Raw genomic sequence first — 19,434 nt, forward strand, 5'->3', positions numbered from 1 at the left:
TCCAGCTTCGCGCACGAAAGGGCACACCGCGCGTCCACGAGTGCACTCGCGCGGTGTGTTAGACAGCCAGGGCATGAACCTTCGGCCTGTCTGTCTTTCCCTCGTGGTGGGCGCCTTCGCCATCCTGGGCTGCTCGGGTCCCACCTACCTCCACGGCAAGGCCCTGGAGCAGAACGAGTACCGGGGCTACGGCGAGTACCTGCCCGAGCGCGACCGAGAGGTGCTGGCCCAGGCGGCGGCGGTGAAGGATGCGGCGGCGGTCATCTTCCTGCAGGAGACGTTGCCGGAGGGCATCGAGATGACCTCCCACATGCTCCAGGTGAAGGACGGGTATTCGCACCAGTTGCTGGGCAAGCTGGCCTTCAGCCGGGGGCGGGTGGACTCCAAGCAGGACCTCATCGCGCACGTGAGGAAGGTGGCGCAGGCGGCGGGGGGCGACGCGGCCGTCGGCCTCTTCCTGCTCACGCCGGCCGACGACTACACCCAGGCGCAGGCGGTGGAGGCGGTCATCCTCAAGCTGGACCCGCGTGTGCGCGCGAAGCTGCGTCCGGACGAGGCGACGGTGAAGGGCTCGTCGGCGGCTCCCGGCATTGAGCTGCTCTGAGCAGGTCGCCTGAAACGCGGGAACCCGAGGCGGGTCGTCCCAGGGAATGCGCAATCGACAGCCAGAGACGAGCCACCCACCGTCTCAGGCGGCCGTGAACCACGCCACCCGCCTCGCGCTCCACCACGCCCGTTTGTCCATGGGCGCGAGTGGGTGATGGTTCGGATTGAAGGCCGCCATTCGGAGACGAATCGTCCCAACTTGTTCGACAGTCGGACAGGTTGCCCAAGGCCGCTCCCAACAGGTCCATCTCGATGCATTCCCCCCGAGACGCGATCAAGGCGAGCCCGGCGGCATCTGGAGACAACGACCCTCCGCTGTCGGGCTCCACAGGGAAGCAGGGAGCAATCCCGAGCACCTGGATATCCCCAGCGGCTGACGCAACGCCGCCAAGGTCGCGCTCCTCGCCCAAGGGCCGTGCCTCCAGCGCCTTCTCCTGCACGCTGCATTGTGTGGAATCGCCGGGACGGCACTCCTGGGCGCAAGGCCGCGCCTCCAGCGCATCGTCCCGCGCGATGGCTGACACAGGGGTGCCGTGAACATCCGACTGGGAGCCTGGGGCCTCGGGGGACGCAGGCTTCATGGGGACGGGAGCGAAGGCATTCAGCACACGCTCATCGCGCGCCTTCAGCAGTGCTGGCAGCTCATGCTGAAGTGCCTGCACGTCGCGCTCGTGCACGATTGCCATCACGCGGAAGGCCCACTCGCGCAGCGCCTCTCCGCCCATGAGCGGCAGCAGTTGGGCGGCTCCTCCCAGGAAGGCCCGCTGCAAGGACTGAACGAGGAGCATGTGCCCCGGACGCGCCGCCACCCGTGCCGCATGCCGCAGCAACTCGAATTCCGCCCACGCGCAGACTTCCCCCGACTCCCAGCGCGCCGCGTCCTGGAGCTGGAAGCACGTGCTCCCCAGCCGGTCCAGGTCGAGGTCCGAGGCCCTCGCGCAGCAGTCGGCCAGAAGTTCCACCAGCACCTGACGCTTGAGGCTGAAGTAGCCCTCCAGCAGCCACCGGGCATCCGGGTTGCTCGCGTCATGCAGCGCCAGCCCCAGGTTCTCCAGCGTCAGTGACTCATCCAGCGGCACCGCGCGCGTCTTGCGTCCGGGGCGCTGCACCACCAGGCCTCTCGCCGCCAGCCGCCGCAGCGCCTCGCGGATGGTGCCCCGGCACACCTCATAGCGGCGCGCCAGCTTCGCTTCGGAGCCAAATTGCCCGCTCGGGTGCAGCCGCCCCAGCGCGATATCGCGCTCGATTTGCGCCTCCACATAGGCCACGAGTCCTCGCCGTTCCATCCCCATCCCCCTCCTCGTCCCAGCATCACCATCCAACCACAGGGGTCTGACATGGACGTGCGGGCCCACCCTTCTCATTGCCTGCCAGGGGGTCACCCTCCGGGCCCGGTCGGAGAAAAACCTGTCCGACTGTCGGACACGTTCGCGGGCTGCATGCGGCGAAAACCTGTCCGACTGTCGGACAGGTTTCTGGCCTTTGCGCCCGGCGGGCGGCCCCCACCCATTGCCCCTCTTGCCGTCCGCGCGCGCACGGCGTCGCGGCTCACCGCGGGACTCCGTCAGGTGCGCTTCCTCGACTTCGTGTGGCGCGAGATTGTCCGACAGTCGGACGGGTTTCTGGCCTGTGCGCTCGGCGGACGGCCCCGACCGTGGATCCGCCTTCTCTCTCCGCACACGCACGATGTCGCAGATCACCGCAGGACTTCGTCAGGCCCGCTTCCCCGACTTCGTTTGGCGAGAGCCTGTCCGACGGTCGGACAGGTTTTGAGAATGAGTGCCCGGCAGGGGCCCTCTCCGTGGACTCGCCTTGCCGTCCACGCACGACGTCTCGGCCCACGGCGGAGTTCCGCCGGGCATGCGTCTTCGGCTTCATGTGGTGCGAACTTGTCCGACTGTCGGACAGGCTTCTGAGCTGCGTGCCCGGCAGGGGCCCTCTCCGTGGACTCGCCTTGCCGTCCACGCACGACGTCTTGGCCCACGGCGGAGTTCCGCTGGGCATGCTTCTTCGGCTTCATGTGGCGCGAACTTGTCCGACTGTCGGACAGGTTTCTGAGCTGCGTGCCCGGCAGGGGGCCCTGTCCGTGAATCTTCTTTCTTCGCCCGCGCACGCATGACGTCAGGAACTGTTGCTGAGCTCCACCAGGCGCGTGACCTCGGCTTCGTGTGGTTTGAGCCTGTCCGACTGTCGGACAGGTTTCTGCGCTGCGCGCCCGGCGGGCGGACCTGCCTGGTGGCCCTCTTTTTCGGCGCCTCAATGCCTGCCGTCGCGGTCCATCGAGGAGCGCATCCGGTGCACGTTCTCGCGAAGGACTTCCGGCCGTGGGTGTGGTTGCAACACTTCGGGTGACCTGACTCGCGCAGTGAGTCTACTCAGCCGCCGGGCAGGGCCATTGCACCCGGGCTGATTGAGGAGCGCTCTCGGGGCTGCGAGACTCGCGGCCCTCATGGTTTCTTCCCTGCAGCAACTGCATGCACTCACCGGGCTGCGGTTCCTTGCGACCGCGCACGTCGTCGCCTACCACGTGTATCACCTGGTCTTCTCCGGCACGGAGGCGCCGCTGGGACTGCACGGGCTGCTCGGCAGCGGGTACGTGAGCCTCGGGCTCTTCTTCGTCCTGTCGGGCTTCATCCTTGGCTACAACTATCTGGAGCGGCCGCCAGACACGCACAAGGCGCGCAAGGCGTTCTGGGTGGCCCGCTTCGCGCGCATCTATCCCGTCTATGCATTGGGCCTGGCGCTCGACGCTCCCGCGTACCTCAAGGGGCTGCGTGACACGTGGGCGGTGGAGCCATCGAGGGGGCTGCAGCACGCGGAGGCGCTGGTGGTCACGCCGCTGCTGCTCCAGAGCTGGACGCCTTGGACGGCGATGGCGTGGAACGGCTCGGGCTGGTCGCTGGCGGTGGAGGCGTTCTTCTACGCGGCGTTCCCCTTCCTGGCCGGGAGGCTGGGCCTGCTGGGACCAAGGGCGCTCGCGGTGGGCGCGGCGGTGGCGTACGGCGCCTCGATGGTGTTCCCGGCGCTCTACATGACGGTGGATCCGGACCACACCGGAGGCACGGCGTCCGCATACAATTCCGGCCCGTGGATGCTGGCGCTGCGCTTCAACCCGCTGGCGCGGCTGCCGGAGTTCATCCTGGGCATCCTCGCGGCGCGCTTCTTCGTGCTGCGCTCCGGCGCGGCGCGGCGCTCGCATCCGGTGGCGCTGGCGGCGGTGTGCGCGGGAGTCATCGCGGCGCTCGCGGGGAGCACCGTGCTGCCCTTCCCGCTGCTGCATAACGGGCTGCTCGCGCCGGTGTTCGCGGCGTTGTTCATCCTGCTGTCGTGGAGCCAGGGCGCCGTGGCTCGGGTGCTGGCTTCACGTCCGCTGCGCATGCTGGGTGAGGCGAGCTATGCACTCTTCCTCTTGCACATGCCGGTGCTGTTCGCCTGGAAGGCAGTGCTCAAGCGGCTGGGTGAGTCGCCCACGGCCGCCTGGGCGGTGGTGGCGTTCGTCGTGGGCTCGATGGGCCTCAGCCTGCTCGTGCATGAGCGCGTGGAGAAACCCGCCCGGGCATGGATCCGCGACCGGTGGGCTCGGCGAGGCACGGAGCAGTCCGCAGCGGGCCTCTAGCCCCGGGCGTGAGGACCTATGCGCTCTTCATCTGGGACCGGCGGCGTGTGCCGCGCTTCACGGGCCCCAGCTGCGCGAGCACCCGGCCAATCTCCACCAACTCCACGGGCTTGACCAGGTGCAGGTCGAAGCCTGACTCCTCGCTGCGGGCCCGGTCCTCCGGCGTCCCATAGCCCGTGAGCGCGATGAGGTGCGCGTCCGACGCCACGCGCCCGCTCAGCTCCTGCGCCACCTGATAGCCGTCCAGGCCCGGCAGGCCGATGTCCAGGATGATGACGTCGTAGGTGCCAGGAGTCGCCATGGCGAGCGCCTCCGGACCGTCCGCGGCGACCGCGACGGTGTGGCCCCACAGCTGGAGCATCTCGCTCAGGCCCTCGCGCGCGTCGGGGTTGTCGTCGACCAGGAGGATGCGCCACTCGCGCCGGCGGGACTCGATGCGCTCCACGGTGGCTTCGGGCCTCGCGGCGTCCGTGAGCAGCGGCAGGGTGATGGTGAAGGTGCTGCCCTGGCCCGGCCCCTCGCTGAAGACCTCCACGTGGCCACCGTGTTCGGTCACGAGGTGGCGCACCAGCGTCAGGCCAATGCCCAGTCCGCCCCGGCTGCGCGCGAGACCCGCGTCCAGCTGCGCGAAGAGATCGAAGATGTGCTCCTGGTCCTCCGGCCGCAGGCCGATGCCGGTGTCCTGCACGGAGACTCGCACGCGGGAGTCCTCGGACACGTGGGCGCCCACCGTGACGATGCCACCCTCGGGTGAGTACTTGGCGGCGTTGTCGAGCAGGTTGGTGAAGACCTGCTCCAGGCGCGTCCGATCGCCGTCCACCCAGCAGGGCTCGGTGGGGCGGGCCTCCCGCAGGACGAGTCCGCGCTCCTCCATCACGGGCCGCGCGGCGGCGAGCGAGTGCTGCAACACGGTGTTGAGGTCCAGCCGGCCGCGACGCAGGGCGTACTTGCCGCGCGTGATGCGGCTGACGTCGAGCAGGTCGTCCACGAGGTGGCGCAGGTGACTCACCTGCCGCTCGATGATGTCACGGCGACGCGCGTCGGCTTCGGACAGACCGTTCGAGTCCTTCTGTCCGAGCATCTGCACCGCGACGGAGATGGCGGCCAGCGGGTTGCGCAGCTCGTGGGCGAGCATGGCGAGGAATTCGTCCTTCTTGCGGTCGGCCTCCTCCAGGCGGGCGGCGTTCGCCAGGGCCTCGCGCTCCACGCGCCGCAGGCGCAGGACGCTGTTGACGGTGGCGATGAGCTCTTCGGGGTCGAACGGCTGGGTGAGGTAGACGTCCGCGCCGGCGCGCAGGCCCGCGACCTTCTTCTCCGCGGTGATGAAGGTGGCGGAGGTGTGGATGATGGCGACCTCGCGGGTGCGAGGGTCCTCCTTCAGGCGCCGGCACACGTCATAGCCGCTCATGTCGGGAAGCTTCACGTCGAGCACGATGACGTCAGGGCGTGAATCGAAGGCGACCTGCAGGGCTTCCTCTCCGGTGACCGCCTCCAGCATGCGGTAGCCCGCCTGGCGCAGCGAGAAGGTCCCCAGATAGAGGCTCGCGGGCGTGTCGTTGACGTGGAGGACGGTGGCGTTGGCGGTAGCGAGCACGGGCGACATTCCCAGGGAGGAGCCGACCCGACTTCTACCGCGCGCCAGGAGCGCAAGCGATCCGGGAACACTCCGCGTCCCGCCCGCGCGTGCACCACGCGTCGCGGGAGGGCCGGGAGTGTTGGGACCGCGACAGCTCGCGTGAACCGCGGCACTCCCCGCCCTACCGTTGGTTCAGCGCCTCAAGGCTCCGTCCACACCGCCAGCTCGTTGCCCGTGGGGTCGGTGAAGTGGAAGCGCTTGCCTCCGGGGAAGGAGAACGTGTCCTTCACGATGCGCCCTCCGGCCTCGCGCACCTTCGCCAGCGTCGTGTCCAGGTCCTTCGAATAGAGCACCAGCAACGCGCCGCCCTTCGACGCCTCCCGCTCCTTGTCGAAGCCTCCGTTCAGCCGCCCGTCCATGAAGCTCGTGTAATCCGGGCCGTAGTCCTCGAACCTCCAGCCAAACACGGCGCCGTAGAAGCGCTTCGCCTCCGCGATGTCCTTCACGGGAAGCTCGATGTAGTCGATGCGGTGGTGCTGCTCGGCCTGCTGCGGTGCGGTGGACATGGTGTGCCTCCTCGAAGTGGGAACACCCCCACCTTACGCACCCGCCCCCTCCGGCGATTGGACGAATCCGACCTCCGCCTGCTCGCGCACGTACGCCCCCGGCGTCAGCCCCGTCAGCGCCCGGAATTCCCGCACCTGGTGCGCCTGGTCGTAGTACCCCGCCGCCAGCGCCCACTCCGCGCCCTCCAACTCCCGCGACAGCTCCACCGCGTGCTGCATCCTCGCGATGCGGCACAACACCTTCGGCGACAGCCCCACCGCCGCATGGAACCGCCGCTCCACCTGCCGCGCCCCCACCCCCATCACCCCCTCCAGCGAGCGCACCGGCACCTGCCCCCTCGCTCCCAGGATGTGGTCCACCGCGTGCCGCACCCCTGCGTCCCCCTCCTGCCCGGGCAGCCGGCCCAGCAAGAGCCGCTCCAGCAGGGCGAAGCGCGCCGCCGTCCCCTCCACCGCGCCCAACCGCTCCCGCCACTCACGCGCCTCGCGCGGCCAGAGGTCCCCCAGCGCCACCTTCGCGTCCGTCAACTCCAGCAAGGGCAGCCGCAGGAATGGCTGCGCGCCTCCGGGCCGGAAGCGCACCGCGACGAAGGACGCACGCGCGGACAACGGCACCACCTCCGCCGCTCGCATCGCGCCCACCACGCGCAGCCCCACCCCGTCCGTCAGGTCCACCAGGATGTCCAGACACCCGTCCGGCAGCACCCGGTGCACACCCACCGGCGCCGCTCCTGACAGCTCCAGCGCCCAGTAGCACTGGACGTACGGCGCCAGCGCCGCGCAGGGGCTCGCCTCCACGTAGCGCATCAGGCCGCGTCCGCGACGGCCGCGCGGGGCAGCCACACCGTGAAGCACGTCCCCTTCCCCGGCCCTTCGCTGCTCGCCTGGATGCGGCCTCCGTGGCGCTCCACGATTTCGCGGCAGATGGCCAGCCCCAATCCCAGGCCTCCGGCGTAGTGCTCGGCCGCGTTTCGCGCGCGGAAGAAGGGCGTGAAGAGCTGCGGCAGGCTTTCCTGCGGAATGCCGATGCCCTGGTCCTCCACGTCCACCCGCACCTGCCCTTCCTCCTCGCGCACCCGCATGGACACCGGCGTCCCCGGCGGCGAATAGCGCAGGGCGTTCTCCACCAGGTTCGTCAGCAGCTGATCCAACCGCTGCTCGTCCCACCGGCCCACCAGCGGCCCCTCCGGGACGTCCAGGGACAACAACCCCTGGCGCTCCGGACGCGTGGACTGGATGCGCTCCAGCACCTCGTGCGCCAGCGCCGTCAGGTCCATGGGCGCCACCGTCAGCGCGAATCTCCCCGACTGCAACCGCGACACGTCCAGCATGTCGCCAATCAGCCGCGTCAGCCGGTCCACCTGCCGCGTCAGCCGCTCGAAGGTGGCGCGCTGCCGCTCCGGCGTCAGCCCCACGCCGGACTCCGACTGGCGGATGAGCAGCTCCAGCGTCGCCTTCAGCGGCGTCAGCGGCGTGCGCAATTCGTGGCTCGCCATGGAGAGGAACTGATCCCGGATGACGATGGCCTCGCGCAGCTCCTTCTGCGTCCGGTCGATGCGCGCCGCCATGTCGTTGAATCCGTCCGCCAGCTGCGCGACCTCGTCGTCGCCCCGGGCCTGCACCCGCTGCTCCAGAGCAGGCGTGCCCAGCGCGGCGAAGCCGTCCCGCAGCGTCTCCAGCCGCACCGCCACGTCCCGCCCCACCCACTGCGACAGGAGCAGCGAGATGGCCCCCGCCAGCGCCGCGATGCCCACCACCCACGCGCCCATGCGCGTCACCGGCGCGAACGCCTCGCGCAGCCGCGCCGTCACCACCACCGTCCACTCCGTGCCCGGCACCTGCGCGTACGCCACCAACAGGCGGCGCCCGGATTCATTGAACGCCTCCAGCAGGCCCTCCCGCGCCGACAGCGCCTCGGGGGGCAGCATTCCCAGCACCGGCGCTCGCGTGAGCACGTCGCCCCGTTCGGTCTCTCGCAGCAGGGTGCCGTCGCGCCGGTCGAACAACTCCACGTGGTAGCTGCGCGAGGCCAGCGTCGACTGGAGCCCCAGCCGCTGCAGGGACCGCCCGCCCACCAGCACCGCGCGCTGGCCTTCCCCCAGGTCCACCCGCGTGGAGAAGACGATGAAGGGCAGCCCCGCGCGAGTGAGGAAGGGCCGCGACACCCAGACCGAGTCGCCTCCGTTCAGCGCCTGCTGGAAGTACTCGCGGTCCGCGAAGTTGCCGGTGAGGCGGTTCAGCTGCTTGGACGGAACCAGCGTCTCCCCGGTGGCGTCCAGCAGCCACGCCGCGTCGAAGAGGCCGGTGTCGTTCTCCAGCAACTCCACCCGTTCAATCATCTCCTTGCGGTCCCCGGTGCGCACCGCTTCGATGAAGCCCGGGTCCTGGCTCTGCGAACGCAAGAGCGAGCGCGCGATGGCCGCCGACTGCTCCAGCCACGCCGTCTCCGCCAGCACCGCCTGCTGCGCCTTGCCGCGCAGCTCCGCCGAGATGGCCCGCTGGGCCACGTACGACGTCACCGCCCCCACGCCCAGGATGGGCAGCACCGACGCCAGGGCCATGCCCCGGAACAGCCGCCAGCGCACCCCGGACGGGGCAGGGACCTGACGCATCCGCCACAACAGCAGACAGGCCAGGGCCAGCACCGCGTACACGCCCATCCCGGCCCAGGAGCGTCGCGACCCCAACGCGAGCGTCATGTTCAGGAACAGGACGCTCAAGCTGCCCGCGGCGATGCGGCAGGCCTTTTCGTGGCCACGCCACAGCCCCACCGCCATCAGCGCCCCCGTCACCAGGAAGGCGACGCCCAGCAACCGGATGAACGGCCCGAACGCCAGCAGCGACATGCGGAGGAAGTTGCTGGGAACCAGGATCATCATCCCGCCAAAGCTCAGCGCCACGCAGGCGATGAACACCGAGAGCAGGCCCCGTCCCTGGAAGCGGTGGGTCCGCTCCAGCAGCAGCAGGCCCGCCAGCAGCGGGTACAGGATGAAGCCCGTGATGCCTCGGGGCAGCACGGTGGCGGACCACCAGTAGAAGGCCACCGCCGCCAGGAAGAGCGCCCGGCCAAGCCACCCCACGAACGGAGGCCAGGTGGGGTACAGCATCGCGGCGAGCATCGTCGCCGAGCCCACCAGGAAGAGGCTGCCGAGCGGGCGGACGAACGGATAGATGACCTGGAAGATGGCGGCCCCGAACTCGTAGGGCACGAAGACCATCGTGGTGCCGACGACAAGTCCGAAGGCCGCCGCGAACCACTCCACCCGTGCCCGCTCGAGGATGCCCACGGGCGGCACACTACACGTCCCGCTCCGGCTGTCAGTGGCGGAGTGCGGCCCGGGACGGACCGTTCGTCCAGTCCCTATCTCCGCCGCCAGGCGTCGAGCAGGTGCCCCACCACCGCATCCACCCCCACGTCGTGCGTGACCTGGGTGAAGACGAAGGGGCCCTCGCCGCGCATCTTCCGGGCGTCGCGGTCCATCACGCCCAGGTCCGCGCCCACGTGCGGCGCCAGGTCCGTCTTGTTGATGACCAGCAGGTCCGACTGGGTGATGCCCGGCCCCCCCTTGCGCGGCACCTTGTCCCCGCCCGCCACGTCGATGACATACACGGTGTAGTCCGCCAGCTCGCGGCTGTACTGCGCGGCCAGGTTGTCACCGCCGCTCTCCACGATGAGCAACTCCGGGTGCAGCTCCTCCATCAACTGCTCCAGCGCGAGCAGGTTGTGGCTGATGTCCTCGCGGATGGCGGCATGCGGGCAGCCGCCCGTCTCCACCGCCTTGATGCGCTCCGGGGACAGGGCCTGGTTGCGCACCAGGAACTCCGCGTCCTCCTTGGTGAAGATGTCGTTGGTCACCACGCCCAGGCGGTACTGGTCGCGCAGCTTCTTGCACAGGGCCAGCACCAGCGCCGTCTTGCCGCTGCCCACTGGCCCACCAATCCCAATCGTGAAGGCCCGCTGCGAGTAGTCACGCCGGTGCGGCTTGTCGCGCGCGTCGAAGTGGCCCGGGTGCTCCCAGTCCTCGTGCGTGTGCTCGTGCCCGTCCTGCCCATGGCCGCGGTGGTCGTCATCGTGCATGTCGCGCTTCCTTTTCGTCTCTTGTTTCAGGACTGGAACAGCCGGGAGTACAGCCGGTCATGCGTGGCGCCCACCAGGTCCCACAGCGGCGCGGGCTGGGCCAGGTCCTCCACGCCCAATGCCTTGCATTGCTCCAGGACGGACTCCAGCAGCGGCGTGGCCGCGTGCTGCACCTGGTGGGACTCATGCGTGCCGATGACGCCCATGCGCACGCCCGCGGACAGCGCGCCTCGCAGGGTGAGCGACAGGAAGAGTCGCAGGGCGTCCTCCTGCTCCACCTCCAGCGCGCACAGCACCGCGCCGAACGCGGGCGCATGGTGGAACTTCACACGGGCCGCGCGAGCCGCCTCGCGCACGGGCCCCACGGCCTCCGGGAAGATGCGCGCGCAGGTGTCCAGGAAGGCCCTGCCTTGCGTGCGGCTGGCCCGGTTCGCGACGTGGTTGGTGAGGAACGCGTCCGCGCGCGCGTCCAGCGCCGGCAGTGCAGCGGGCTCGCGCCACGCCGAGCCCACCAGCGGCAGGCCGCCCAGGCCCGCCTGCCACACCAGCGCCTCCACGAAGCGCCGCACGTCGCCCGGGCCGCGCACCTCGCCCGCCTGCACCGCGGCCTCCAGGCCCCCCGAGTGCGCGAAGCCCCCCGTGGGAAAGCCCGAGTCCGCCAGCTGCAACACCCTCCAGCCGGAAGCCATGGCGCGCGGTCCTCAGAACAGCGAGTAGCGCTGCGCCAATGGCAGCCAGGTCGCGGGCTCGCAGCGAAGCAGCTCTCCGTCCGCGCGGACCTCGTACGTCTCCGGATCCACCGTGATGACCGGCAGCGCGTCGTTGAGGCGCATGTCCTTCTTGCCCAACGCGCGGCAGTTCACCACCGCGGACAGCCGCTTGGTGAGCCCCAGCCCCTGCACGGTGCCCTCACGCAGCGCGCGCCCGGATACGAAGGCGATGCTCGTGGAGCCGCGCGCCCTTCCTCGCGCGCCGAACATGGGGCGCATGAGGTACGGCTGCGGCGTGGGGATGGACGCGTTCGCATCCCCCATCTGGCCCCACGCGATGAAGCCTCCCTTGAGCACCAGCTCCGGCTTCGCCCCGAAGAAGGCGGGCCGCCACAGCACCAGGTCCGCGAGCTTGCCCACCTCCACGGAGCCCACCTCGTGGGACAGCCCGTGGGCGATGGCCGGGTTGATGGTGTACTTCGCCACGTAGCGGCGGATGCGCAGGTTGTCGTTGTCCCCCTGCTCGCCGGGGAGCCGCCCGCGCTGCTCGCGCATCTTGTGCGCCGTCTGCCACGTGCGGGTGATGACCTCGCCCACGCGGCCCATGGCCTGGCTGTCCGAGGCCATCATGCTGATGGCGCCCAGGTCGTGGAGGATGTCCTCCGCGGCAATCGTTTCTCCACGGATGCGGCTCTCCGCGAAGGCCACGTCCTCCGGAATCTCGCGATCCAGGTGGTGACAGACCATGAGCATGTCCAGGTGCTCATCCAGCGTGTTCACCGTGTACGGCCGCGTGGGGTTGGTGGAGCTGGGCAGCACGTTGGGCGCGCCGCACACGCGGATGATGTCCGGCGCGTGGCCGCCACCCGCGCCCTCCGAGTGGTACGTGTGGATGGTGCGGCCCTTGAACGCCGCCAGCGAGTCATCCACGTAGCCGGACTCGTTCAGCGTGTCCGTGTGGATGGTGACCTGCACGTCCTCCGCGTCCGCCAGCGTGAGGCACGTGTCGATGGCCGCGGGCGTGGTGCCCCAGTCTTCATGCAGCTTGAGTCCAATGGCGCCCGCGCACACCTGGTCGAGCAAGCCCTCCGGCAGGGACGTGTTGCCCTTGCCGGTGAGGCCGATGTTCAGGGGAATCGTGTCCGTGGCCTCCAGCATGCGCGCCAGGTTCCACGCGCCCGGCGTGCAGGTGGTGGCGTTGGTGCCGGTGGCCGGGCCGGTGCCGCCGCCCACCCAGGTGGTGATGCCGCTGGCGATGGCTTCGTCCGCCTGCTGCGGGCTGATGAAGTGGATATGTGTATCCAGGCCGCCCGCGGTGAGGATGAGCCCTTCACCGGCGATGACCTCCGTGGTGACGCCCACCACCATGCCCGGCGTGACGCCCGCCATGACGTCCGGGTTGCCCGCCTTGCCGATGGCGGAGATGCGCCCGGCCTTGATGCCCACGTCCGCCTTGAAGATGCCCGTCCAGTCCACCACGAGCGCGTTGGTGATGACGCAGTCGAGCGCGTCCGCGTCGCCTGTGCCCGCGCGCTGGCCCATGCCTTCGCGCAGCACCTTGCCGCCGCCGAACTTGCACTCGTCGCCGTAGACGGTGGCGTCGCGCTCCACCTGGAGCCACAGGCCCGTGTCTCCCAGCCGCACCCGGTCCCCCGTGGTGGGACCGAACATGTCCGCGTAGTGGCGCCTGTCCAGCTTGCGGCTCATGAGCGGTCCTCCTCGGGAGTCTCTTCTTCGTGACCGAAGCCCTGCGCGCGCACCGCCGCGAGCAAGCGCTCACGGCCTTCATCGGACACCTTGCCGCTGCCCAGCGCGTTGCCGCCGCGCACCACCTGCTCACCCGCGATGGGGACCAGCGACACCGTCTTCACCTCGCCGGGCTCGAAGCGCACCGCCGTGCCCGCGGGGATGTCCAGCCGGTGGCCGTAGGCGCGGCCCCGGTCGAACACCAGCGCGCGGTTCGTCTCCGCGAACGCGTAGTGGCTGCCCACCTGGATGGGCCGGTCGCCCCGGTGCGTGACGCGCAGGGTGATGGCCTTGCGGCCCGCGTTGAGATCCAGCGCGCCTTCCGCCGCGCGCACGAGCCCGGGAGGCCCTTCCGGTGACGCGGCGGGCACGGTGAAGCGCTCCAGCGGCGGCACCGGCAGGAAGCTGCCGTAGAGCGCCAACGACAGGTCCCCGTGCTCCGCCACCACCGGGTGGTGCACCGTCACGAGCTTGGTGCCATCCGGGAAGGTGCCCTCCACCTGCACCTCCGCCAGCATCTCCGGCACACCGTCCATCACCTGCGCGCGCCCCAGGAACCGGCGCCCCAGGTCCATCAACTCCGCCACGCTGCGGCCGTCGCGGATGAACTCCAGCAGCTGCGTGGCGATGAGCGCCACCGCCTCCGGGTAGTTGAGGCGCAGGCCTCGCGCCAACCGCTTCTGGGCGACGACGCCCGCCTGGTGCAGGAGCAGCTTGTCCACGTCACGGGGGGACAGATGCATGGGTCCGACTCCCTCGGTTCTTCCGGGTGCGGGATGCGCCGACCCGCCAGACCCTAGCGCGACGCGTCAGTGTGAGCCAGGATGGAGGCCCCTCGCGCCGTTCTCCCCCTCCGGAGTCCCCGATGAAGAGCTTCAAGGCCGGCTTCCCCAAGACGCCCAAGGCGCCTCCCGCCCCACCGAAGGCGACGAACACGGTGGCCCAGCCGACCTTCTCGAAGCCGGGCACGACGGGCGCGAAGCCGTCGACCCCCACCGCGTCGCCCACGGCCTCGCCCACCGCGTCGCCCACGGGCTCGCCGAGTGTCTCCCGGCCGACGACTCCCACCGGGACGACGCCCCAGGGTGACGCGTTCAAGCCGACCGGCAGCCCCCAGGCGTCGTCGTCGCGCCCGACCATCGACGCGAACTCGCTCCAGGGTCCGCAGCTGCAGTCGCCCAACCTCTCCGAGAGCGACATCGCGGACATGGCCCTGGGCCGCACGCCGGGCAAGGGCAAGGCCATGACGCCGCGCCCTGAGCTCGTGAAGATCGTCGAGGAGATGAAGCTGGAGAATCCGGGCGCGGAGGTGCTGCGCTACACGGACCAGGGCGGCCACCCGATGCTGAAGCAGCCGAACATGCCCGCCGGCACGGACGCGGGCGTGTGCAGCGCGATGACCTCCGAGTGGATCCGCACCGGCAAGGAGTCGGGCGGCGACCCGATGAAGGGCTCGCAGGCGTTCGGCAAGCTGACGGACAACCACTTCGGGAAGCTCATCGACAAGCAGCACTCCGAGCACCTGCAGAGCGACGCGCTCACGAAGCTGAACGGCGCGCACATGGCCGACATCGACAAGCTCCAGGGCAGCGTGAAGGAGCTCCAGGGCAAAAGCGCGCAGCGCAAGGAGATCAACGAGCTGCTCACCAACCCGGACCTCACGCCGGAGCAGCGCCAGGGGCTGAAGGCGCAGCGCAGCGAGCTGACCCAGGACATCAAGACGGGAATGGCCCAGCTCAACCAGGACCAGGCCGCCATCGCGAAGAAGCAGGAAGGCATCGCCGCGATGGTGGACGACTTCCGCACGGGCCGTGGCGGCGGTCACCCGGGCGTGAAGGTGCAGGACTTCGAGCCCATCACGAATGACACCTTCGCGCAGAAGCTGTACGACGGCACGAAGGAGAACGGCCACTACCGCATCGGCATGCGCAAGTCGGGCGAGGCCGCGGAGGGCCACGTGCTGGGCCTGCACAAGACGGACGGCCCGAACCGCCTGCTGGACGCGAACACCGCTGAGTGGAAGACGACCAACCACAAGGACGCGGTCAACCTGACGGCGGATCACGTCAGCGAGCTGTACAAGGACTACGCCACGTTCGACATCACCCGCTACTAGTCACACCCGCCGGGCCCACGGGTCGTCACCCAGCAGGCCCGGTAGGAAGGACAGCCAGTCGCGCGTGGTGGCCAGCAGCGTCTCCAACGACACGGCCGCCACGCGCAGCAGCAGTCCGTCCTCGCCCAGGGGACTGGCGGAGACCACCTCCCGGGCGCGAGGCTTCACCGGCAGGCCCGCCACGCGAGCGGCCAGGGTCTCCCGCGCGTCCTTCAACGCGGGCCCCACCAGCAGCACGGACGCCAGCGCGTCGAAGCGGCCCAGCCGCTCCGGCAGCGCGCCGTGCGCGGGGTCCAGCACCCACCGCTCATCCACCAACGCGCGCCCTTCCCGCGCGACGCGCAGGCGCGAGGCGTAGTGCAGGAAGGCCCAGCGCTCGCCCCGGGCGCTCCGGCCCGCCGTCACCACGTCCGCGAGCACCAGCGACGCACCCGGCGACAGCGTCACGTCCAACGTCTGTGAATAGCGGGCGCCGGTGAAGCAGACGGTGGGGTCCGGCACCCACGCCAGCAGCGCGTCCCGGCCCACGCGCGCGACCAGGTCGCTGCGGCAACCGTTGGGTGAGCGGTAGACGCGGTTCGAGCCCTGCGTCGCGAGCAGCGCCGACGCTCCGTCCGCCACGTCCACCTCCAGCCGCAGGTGGTCCCCATCCACCAGCCCGCCACCGAAGGAGCTGGTATAGGCCCATGCCGCGTGGCCGTGGTTGCGCGGCGTGAGCAGCCGCAAGGGGCTGTGCGCCAGCGCGGTGCGCACCACGGTGCGGGGCCCCGAGCGCTCGAACGCGAGCCGCGCGACGCCCGCGCGCTCCGGGCCGGGAAGAGCGGAAATCACCCTCCCCTTCTAGCACGCGAGCCGCTCCGGAAAGCCGTGCACCGGCCCTGCGTAGCGTTCCGCGCTACAGCCCCCTCTCTCGCGACAGACGTGAGACTCGCTGGCACACAACCTGCTCTTGGGGCGGGCCGCCAATTCTGACATCGCGTGTCAGATATGGCGGAACCTTCTTTCCAAGGCACAGCACCATGCACCGTCGTTCCTCCCGAGCCTCCTGGCTTCGCGCCCTGACCCTCTCTTCGTTCGCCGTGGGTGGCCTGTTCGTGGCCGCGCCCGTCCACGCCGCTGAAACGAGCGAAGCGCCCGCCACCATCGTCAACGTGTCCATGCAGGACGGAGAGCTGACCGCGCGCATCCGCTGGGCCGCGGAGTCGAAGTCCCTGCCCGGGGAGGTGGAGGTCCTGTCCTATGACGGCACGGACAAGCTCACCTCCGGCGAGCGGGTGTCACCGAAGCCCGGCGAGGAGACGGAGGTGAAGCTGTCCGGCGCGGTGCAGGAGCCGTGGGAGACGGGCTGGGCGCAGCGGCTCGTCGTGCGGGAGGCGAAGGGCCGGGAGCTGACGAGCCAGCCCTATGACGTCAGCCTCGCCTGCGAGGACGAGAAGACCTGCCAGCTGACGGCCGCGCCAGGCATCTCCGCCAGCCGCGAGGTCCTGCACGTGAGCAACGCCCTGCAGAAGACCCTCGGCGCCATCGAGAAGGAGATGGGGACGAAGCAGTTCGACCTGGTGCGCGAGGTGGCCCGGCGTGAGCCCTCGCTGTACGGCGAGGCCCTGAGCTACGCCCACGGCCTGATCAAGATCGGCCCCGCCGAGGGTTGCCAGTGCTCCTGGGAGGCGTCCTACTCGCGCACCAACTCCTCGGGAACGAGCCTGGGCGCGGCGCACAACCTGTACTCGCGCCCCCTGTCCCAGAACAAGCCCTCCAACGCCCGCCTGACCACGCAGGGCAGCAGCCGCGTCACCCTGACCCTCCACTGCACGTCGCTGGCCTCCATCCTCACGCAGGAGTTCGGCATCCGGCAGCCCGGCGGGCTGGTGAAGCCCGTGCGCATGCTCCAGCCCGTCTACAGCACCTGCGCCGGGACGTGCAGCGGCCGGTTCAGCCACTTCGGCCGCATCACCGGCAAAACGACCGCGCAGAGCACCACCCCCTTCCCCCCGCCCACCATCCCCAACGGGTCGGCCATGGAGCAGAGCAAGTACCACCTGGGCAATGGCCTGAGCCCACTGCTGAACGAGACCCGCTACGCGCCCACCGGCGACCAGGAATTCGACAGGGGGATTGCCATGCACAACATGGGCAGCGGCTCCGGCTACGTGCAGACGTCCGGCGAGGCCTTCCACGCCTACAACGGCAACGCCAGCACCTGGCAGCCGTACGGCCGCGCACAGGGCAACTACGCCATCGCCGTGCAGGGCGTCGCGGTGTGCCCGGGCGGAGGCCTGAGTCCCATTGGCCGCGCCTTTGACATCCAGTCCACCTATACACTCCCAGAGAACGAGGTGGATTCCATGGAGAAGAGCGTCCAGGACTTCTTCAGCATCCTGTAGCCCTCCGCGCTACACCCGGCGGGGTTTCCGTAACGGGAAGGGACACATTCCCAGCGCAAGCAACGATTTCGGAAATATCGTGGAAAACCACGCATTCCCTCCTAAACCCGCATCAATGGCAGACATGACGCAATCCCTGGCACGGGACCTGCTCTGACGGGGAACCGCCCTCCGACCTCCCGCGTCGGGGGGCGGACCCCCATTCGTCAGTAAGGGATTGCCACATGCCCCATCACTCTTCGCGAGGCCTGTCCGGCCTCGTGCCGTCCTGGCTGCGCTCGCTGACCGTCTCCTCCTTCGCGCTCGGAGGCCTGCTCGCGGCCGCTCCGGCCCACGCCGCGGATCCGCAGGAGGTCCGCCCGAACATCGCCACCGTGCTCGACGTGGCGCTGGTGGACGGCGAGCTGACCGCGAGCATCCTGTGGACGGACCGCCAGGACGACCTGCCCCGGTCCGCGAAGCTCGTCTCCTACGACGGCAAGGACACCGCCACCACGGGCGTGAACGTGACGCCCAAGCCGGGCGAAATCTCCCAGGTGAAGGTGTTTGGCGCGCTGGCCAGGCCCTGGGAGACGGGCTGGGCGCAGAAGCTGGTGCTGGAGGATCCGCAGGGCCAGCCGCTGGCCACCCAGCCCTATGACGTGAACCTGGACTGCGCGACCGACAAGGAGTGCAGCCTCACCGTGTCCAAGGGCGTCACGTCGGAGAAGGACGTCGTGCACGTGAGCAGCGAGCTGGACGCCGTCCTCTCGGAGCTCGACGCGAAGTATGGCCAGGGCGAGTACGACCTGGTGAAGGAGGTGTCCAAGGACTTCCCGCACCTGCGCGGCGAGGCCATGGTCTACGTCCAGCAGTGGTACTGGTGGTACCCCCTCTCCGGCCCCTGCACCTGCGGCTGGACGACCACGACGACGCGCACGCCCACCACCACCCAGTCCATCCTCGTGTCGGCCTCCGGCCGCAGCATCTACGGCTGGAACGGGCCGGGCGCGAAACACACGCTGAGCGCCAACGCCATCCCGACCGGCCCGCTTCTCAACCGGACGGTCACCGGCACCAGCCAGCTGTCGCTGGGACTGCGGTGCTCGCGCCGCGTCTACATCTACTGGTGGGACTTCATCATCCACGGGCCGGGCGGGTGGTTCCCGGTGCGCTTCCCCTTCCCTGTCAGCATTCCCTGCACCTCGCCGTGCCAGGCCCGCTTCGACCACACGGGGCGCGTCACCGGCCGGACGTCCATCAGCGGCGTGGCCACCGCGAGGGAAGCGGGCACCTGGCGCGTGAACGGCGGCACGCCGTACATCAACCAGCTCATCACCGGGAACAACGCCTTTGACGCGGACGCCATCGCCGTCTCGTTCTCGAACACCAGCGCCTACAACACGGTCAGCACGTCGGGCCAGGTGACGATTCCCTCCACGTCCACCTTCGCGAGCGCCCTCGTCACCAACGGCTATGCCCAGGCCATCCACGGCCAGCTGACCTGCCCCCAGATTCCCGCGCTGGCTGGCAGGACCGTCTCGGACTACGGCACGACGCAGGGCACGTCCCACCAGCTCAGCCTGTTCTGGTTCCTCCAGGACTTCGCGGCGGGCTTCTAGCCACGCACGGCGGATCCGCGATGAATGACAACACCCCGGAGGCTGGAACCGTGAAGGTCCGGCGTCCGGGGTGCTTGTTTCTTCCGCGCGCGAAAGGCGGCGGCTGACTACTTGTCGGTCGCGTCCTCGATCTTGTCGCCGGCCTTCTCCGCGGCGTCGCCCGTGGCCTCGGCGGCGTCCTCGGCCGTGTCCTTCACCTTGTCGCCCGCCTGCTCCACGTCGTCCTTGGCGGCCTCGCGGGTGTTGCGGTGGCAACCCGTGCCCACGGTGATAGCACCCAGCGTCAAGGCCAGCAGCGTCAGCTTCTTCATACGGTGTGACTCCTTCGCTTGAAGGGGGTGGCGGGATGAGACCCGCCGTCCCCCGTGCGCCGCGCAAGGTAGGCACTGTCCACCAGCTGCCAAGGGGGCAGCCCTTTTGGGATGTCCGTTCCGG

The 19,434-nt window shown here is 69.8% G+C and carries 16 protein-coding genes; 5 read left to right on the plus strand and 11 right to left on the minus strand.

All coding sequences use genetic code 11. The features are described from left to right. Positions 1 to 73: 73 nt before the first annotated feature. Positions 74 to 604, plus strand: a complete 531-nt coding sequence (locus tag D7Y04_RS25870) for a hypothetical protein (RefSeq protein WP_147454549.1) — start codon at positions 74 to 76, stop codon at positions 602 to 604. Here the strand turns inward: D7Y04_RS25870 and D7Y04_RS25875 are convergent. Further along, entirely contained in the window at positions 513 to 1,898 is a 1,386-nt protein-coding gene (locus D7Y04_RS25875; RefSeq protein ID WP_199749728.1) for a GntR family transcriptional regulator, read from the minus strand. The two genes, D7Y04_RS25870 and D7Y04_RS25875, sit on opposite strands and share 92 nt — an antisense overlap. 1,157 nt (positions 1,899 to 3,055) lie before the next feature. Between D7Y04_RS25875 and D7Y04_RS25885 the strand changes: the two genes are divergently transcribed. Next, a complete protein-coding gene (locus tag D7Y04_RS25885) occupies positions 3,056 to 4,222 on the plus strand; it encodes an acyltransferase (protein ID WP_120595810.1) in 1,167 nt (388 codons plus the stop codon). A 16-nt stretch (positions 4,223 to 4,238) separates the two neighbouring features. On the opposite strand, the gene D7Y04_RS25890 is transcribed toward D7Y04_RS25885, so the two are convergent. From D7Y04_RS25890 to ureA, 8 genes are all read right to left on the minus strand, one after another. Beyond that, complete coding sequence (locus tag D7Y04_RS25890) at positions 4,239 to 5,816, minus strand: response regulator (RefSeq protein WP_120595829.1); 1,578 nt, start codon at positions 5,814 to 5,816, stop codon at positions 4,239 to 4,241. A gap of 182 nt (positions 5,817 to 5,998) precedes the next feature. Next, positions 5,999 to 6,364, minus strand: coding sequence for a VOC family protein (locus tag D7Y04_RS25895; protein WP_121761004.1), 366 nt, complete (start codon positions 6,362 to 6,364; stop codon positions 5,999 to 6,001). A 33-nt stretch (positions 6,365 to 6,397) separates the two neighbouring features. Next, entirely contained in the window at positions 6,398 to 7,171 is a 774-nt protein-coding gene (locus D7Y04_RS25900) for an AraC family transcriptional regulator (RefSeq protein WP_121761163.1), read from the minus strand. Beyond that, positions 7,171 to 9,651, minus strand: a complete 2,481-nt coding sequence (locus D7Y04_RS25905; RefSeq protein WP_366928242.1) for a sensor histidine kinase — start codon at positions 9,649 to 9,651, stop codon at positions 7,171 to 7,173. Before D7Y04_RS25905 ends, D7Y04_RS25900 begins: the two co-directional genes overlap by 1 nt. Positions 9,652 to 9,725: 74 nt before the next feature. Beyond that, positions 9,726 to 10,442, minus strand: coding sequence for an urease accessory protein UreG (ureG, locus tag D7Y04_RS25910; RefSeq protein ID WP_120599188.1), 717 nt, complete (start codon positions 10,440 to 10,442; stop codon positions 9,726 to 9,728). 26 nt (positions 10,443 to 10,468) lie between these two features. Continuing rightward, entirely contained in the window at positions 10,469 to 11,131 is a 663-nt protein-coding gene (locus D7Y04_RS25915) for an urease accessory protein UreF (protein WP_121761005.1), read from the minus strand. A 12-nt stretch (positions 11,132 to 11,143) separates the two neighbouring features. Next, the gene (gene ureC / locus D7Y04_RS25920) at positions 11,144 to 12,859 is read right to left on the minus strand and encodes an urease subunit alpha (RefSeq protein ID WP_121761006.1); all 1,716 of its coding nucleotides are present in this window, start codon (positions 12,857 to 12,859) and stop codon (positions 11,144 to 11,146) included. Then, the gene (gene ureA / locus D7Y04_RS25925; protein ID WP_121761007.1) at positions 12,856 to 13,641 is read right to left on the minus strand and encodes an urease subunit gamma; all 786 of its coding nucleotides are present in this window, start codon (positions 13,639 to 13,641) and stop codon (positions 12,856 to 12,858) included. The genes ureC and ureA overlap by 4 nt, the downstream gene beginning before the upstream one ends. A gap of 122 nt (positions 13,642 to 13,763) precedes the next feature. Between ureA and D7Y04_RS25935 the strand changes: the two genes are divergently transcribed. Further along, positions 13,764 to 15,014, plus strand: coding sequence for a hypothetical protein (locus D7Y04_RS25935; protein WP_147477196.1), 1,251 nt, complete (start codon positions 13,764 to 13,766; stop codon positions 15,012 to 15,014). On the opposite strand, the gene D7Y04_RS25940 is transcribed toward D7Y04_RS25935, so the two are convergent. After that, the gene (locus D7Y04_RS25940) at positions 15,015 to 15,845 is read right to left on the minus strand and encodes an urease accessory protein UreD (protein ID WP_121761009.1); all 831 of its coding nucleotides are present in this window, start codon (positions 15,843 to 15,845) and stop codon (positions 15,015 to 15,017) included. Between the two features lie 188 nt (positions 15,846 to 16,033). Between D7Y04_RS25940 and D7Y04_RS25945 the strand changes: the two genes are divergently transcribed. Together D7Y04_RS25945 and D7Y04_RS25950 are read left to right on the plus strand one after the other, a co-directional pair. Beyond that, the gene (locus D7Y04_RS25945; RefSeq protein WP_121761010.1) at positions 16,034 to 17,398 is read left to right on the plus strand and encodes a hypothetical protein; all 1,365 of its coding nucleotides are present in this window, start codon (positions 16,034 to 16,036) and stop codon (positions 17,396 to 17,398) included. Positions 17,399 to 17,622: 224 nt separating this feature from the next. Next, a complete protein-coding gene (locus tag D7Y04_RS25950) occupies positions 17,623 to 18,999 on the plus strand; it encodes a hypothetical protein (protein ID WP_121761011.1) in 1,377 nt (458 codons plus the stop codon). 107 nt (positions 19,000 to 19,106) lie between these two features. Here D7Y04_RS25950 and D7Y04_RS25955 read toward each other — a convergent pair whose 3' ends face one another. Continuing rightward, positions 19,107 to 19,310: a YtxH domain-containing protein gene (locus D7Y04_RS25955; RefSeq protein WP_120599180.1), complete on the minus strand. Its 204-nt coding sequence runs from the start codon at positions 19,308 to 19,310 to the stop codon at positions 19,107 to 19,109. Positions 19,311 to 19,434: the final 124 nt, after the last annotated feature.

Origin of the sequence: Corallococcus sp. AB038B (assembly GCF_003668955.1) — a bacterium.
GTDB classification, from domain to species: Bacteria; Myxococcota; Myxococcia; order Myxococcales; family Myxococcaceae; genus Corallococcus; species Corallococcus exiguus.

Coding starts and splice junctions, on each gene's coding strand:
- D7Y04_RS25870 (WP_147454549.1), top strand. CDS start 74: ATGAACCTTCGGCCTGTCTGTCTTTCCCTCGTGGTGGGCGCCTTCGCC.
- D7Y04_RS25875 (WP_199749728.1), bottom strand. CDS start 1,898: ATGGGGATGGAACGGCGAGGACTCGTGGCCTATGTGGAGGCGCAAATC.
- D7Y04_RS25885 (WP_120595810.1), top strand. CDS start 3,056: ATGGTTTCTTCCCTGCAGCAACTGCATGCACTCACCGGGCTGCGGTTC.
- D7Y04_RS25895 (WP_121761004.1), bottom strand. CDS start 6,364: ATGTCCACCGCACCGCAGCAGGCCGAGCAGCACCACCGCATCGACTAC.
- D7Y04_RS25900 (WP_121761163.1), bottom strand. CDS start 7,171: ATGCGCTACGTGGAGGCGAGCCCCTGCGCGGCGCTGGCGCCGTACGTC.
- ureG (WP_120599188.1), bottom strand. CDS start 10,442: ATGCACGATGACGACCACCGCGGCCATGGGCAGGACGGGCACGAGCAC.
- D7Y04_RS25915 (WP_121761005.1), bottom strand. CDS start 11,131: ATGGCTTCCGGCTGGAGGGTGTTGCAGCTGGCGGACTCGGGCTTTCCC.
- ureC (WP_121761006.1), bottom strand. CDS start 12,859: ATGAGCCGCAAGCTGGACAGGCGCCACTACGCGGACATGTTCGGTCCC.
- ureA (WP_121761007.1), bottom strand. CDS start 13,641: ATGCATCTGTCCCCCCGTGACGTGGACAAGCTGCTCCTGCACCAGGCG.
- D7Y04_RS25935 (WP_147477196.1), top strand. CDS start 13,764: ATGAAGAGCTTCAAGGCCGGCTTCCCCAAGACGCCCAAGGCGCCTCCC.
- D7Y04_RS25945 (WP_121761010.1), top strand. CDS start 16,034: ATGCACCGTCGTTCCTCCCGAGCCTCCTGGCTTCGCGCCCTGACCCTC.
- D7Y04_RS25950 (WP_121761011.1), top strand. CDS start 17,623: ATGCCCCATCACTCTTCGCGAGGCCTGTCCGGCCTCGTGCCGTCCTGG.
- D7Y04_RS25955 (WP_120599180.1), bottom strand. CDS start 19,310: ATGAAGAAGCTGACGCTGCTGGCCTTGACGCTGGGTGCTATCACCGTG.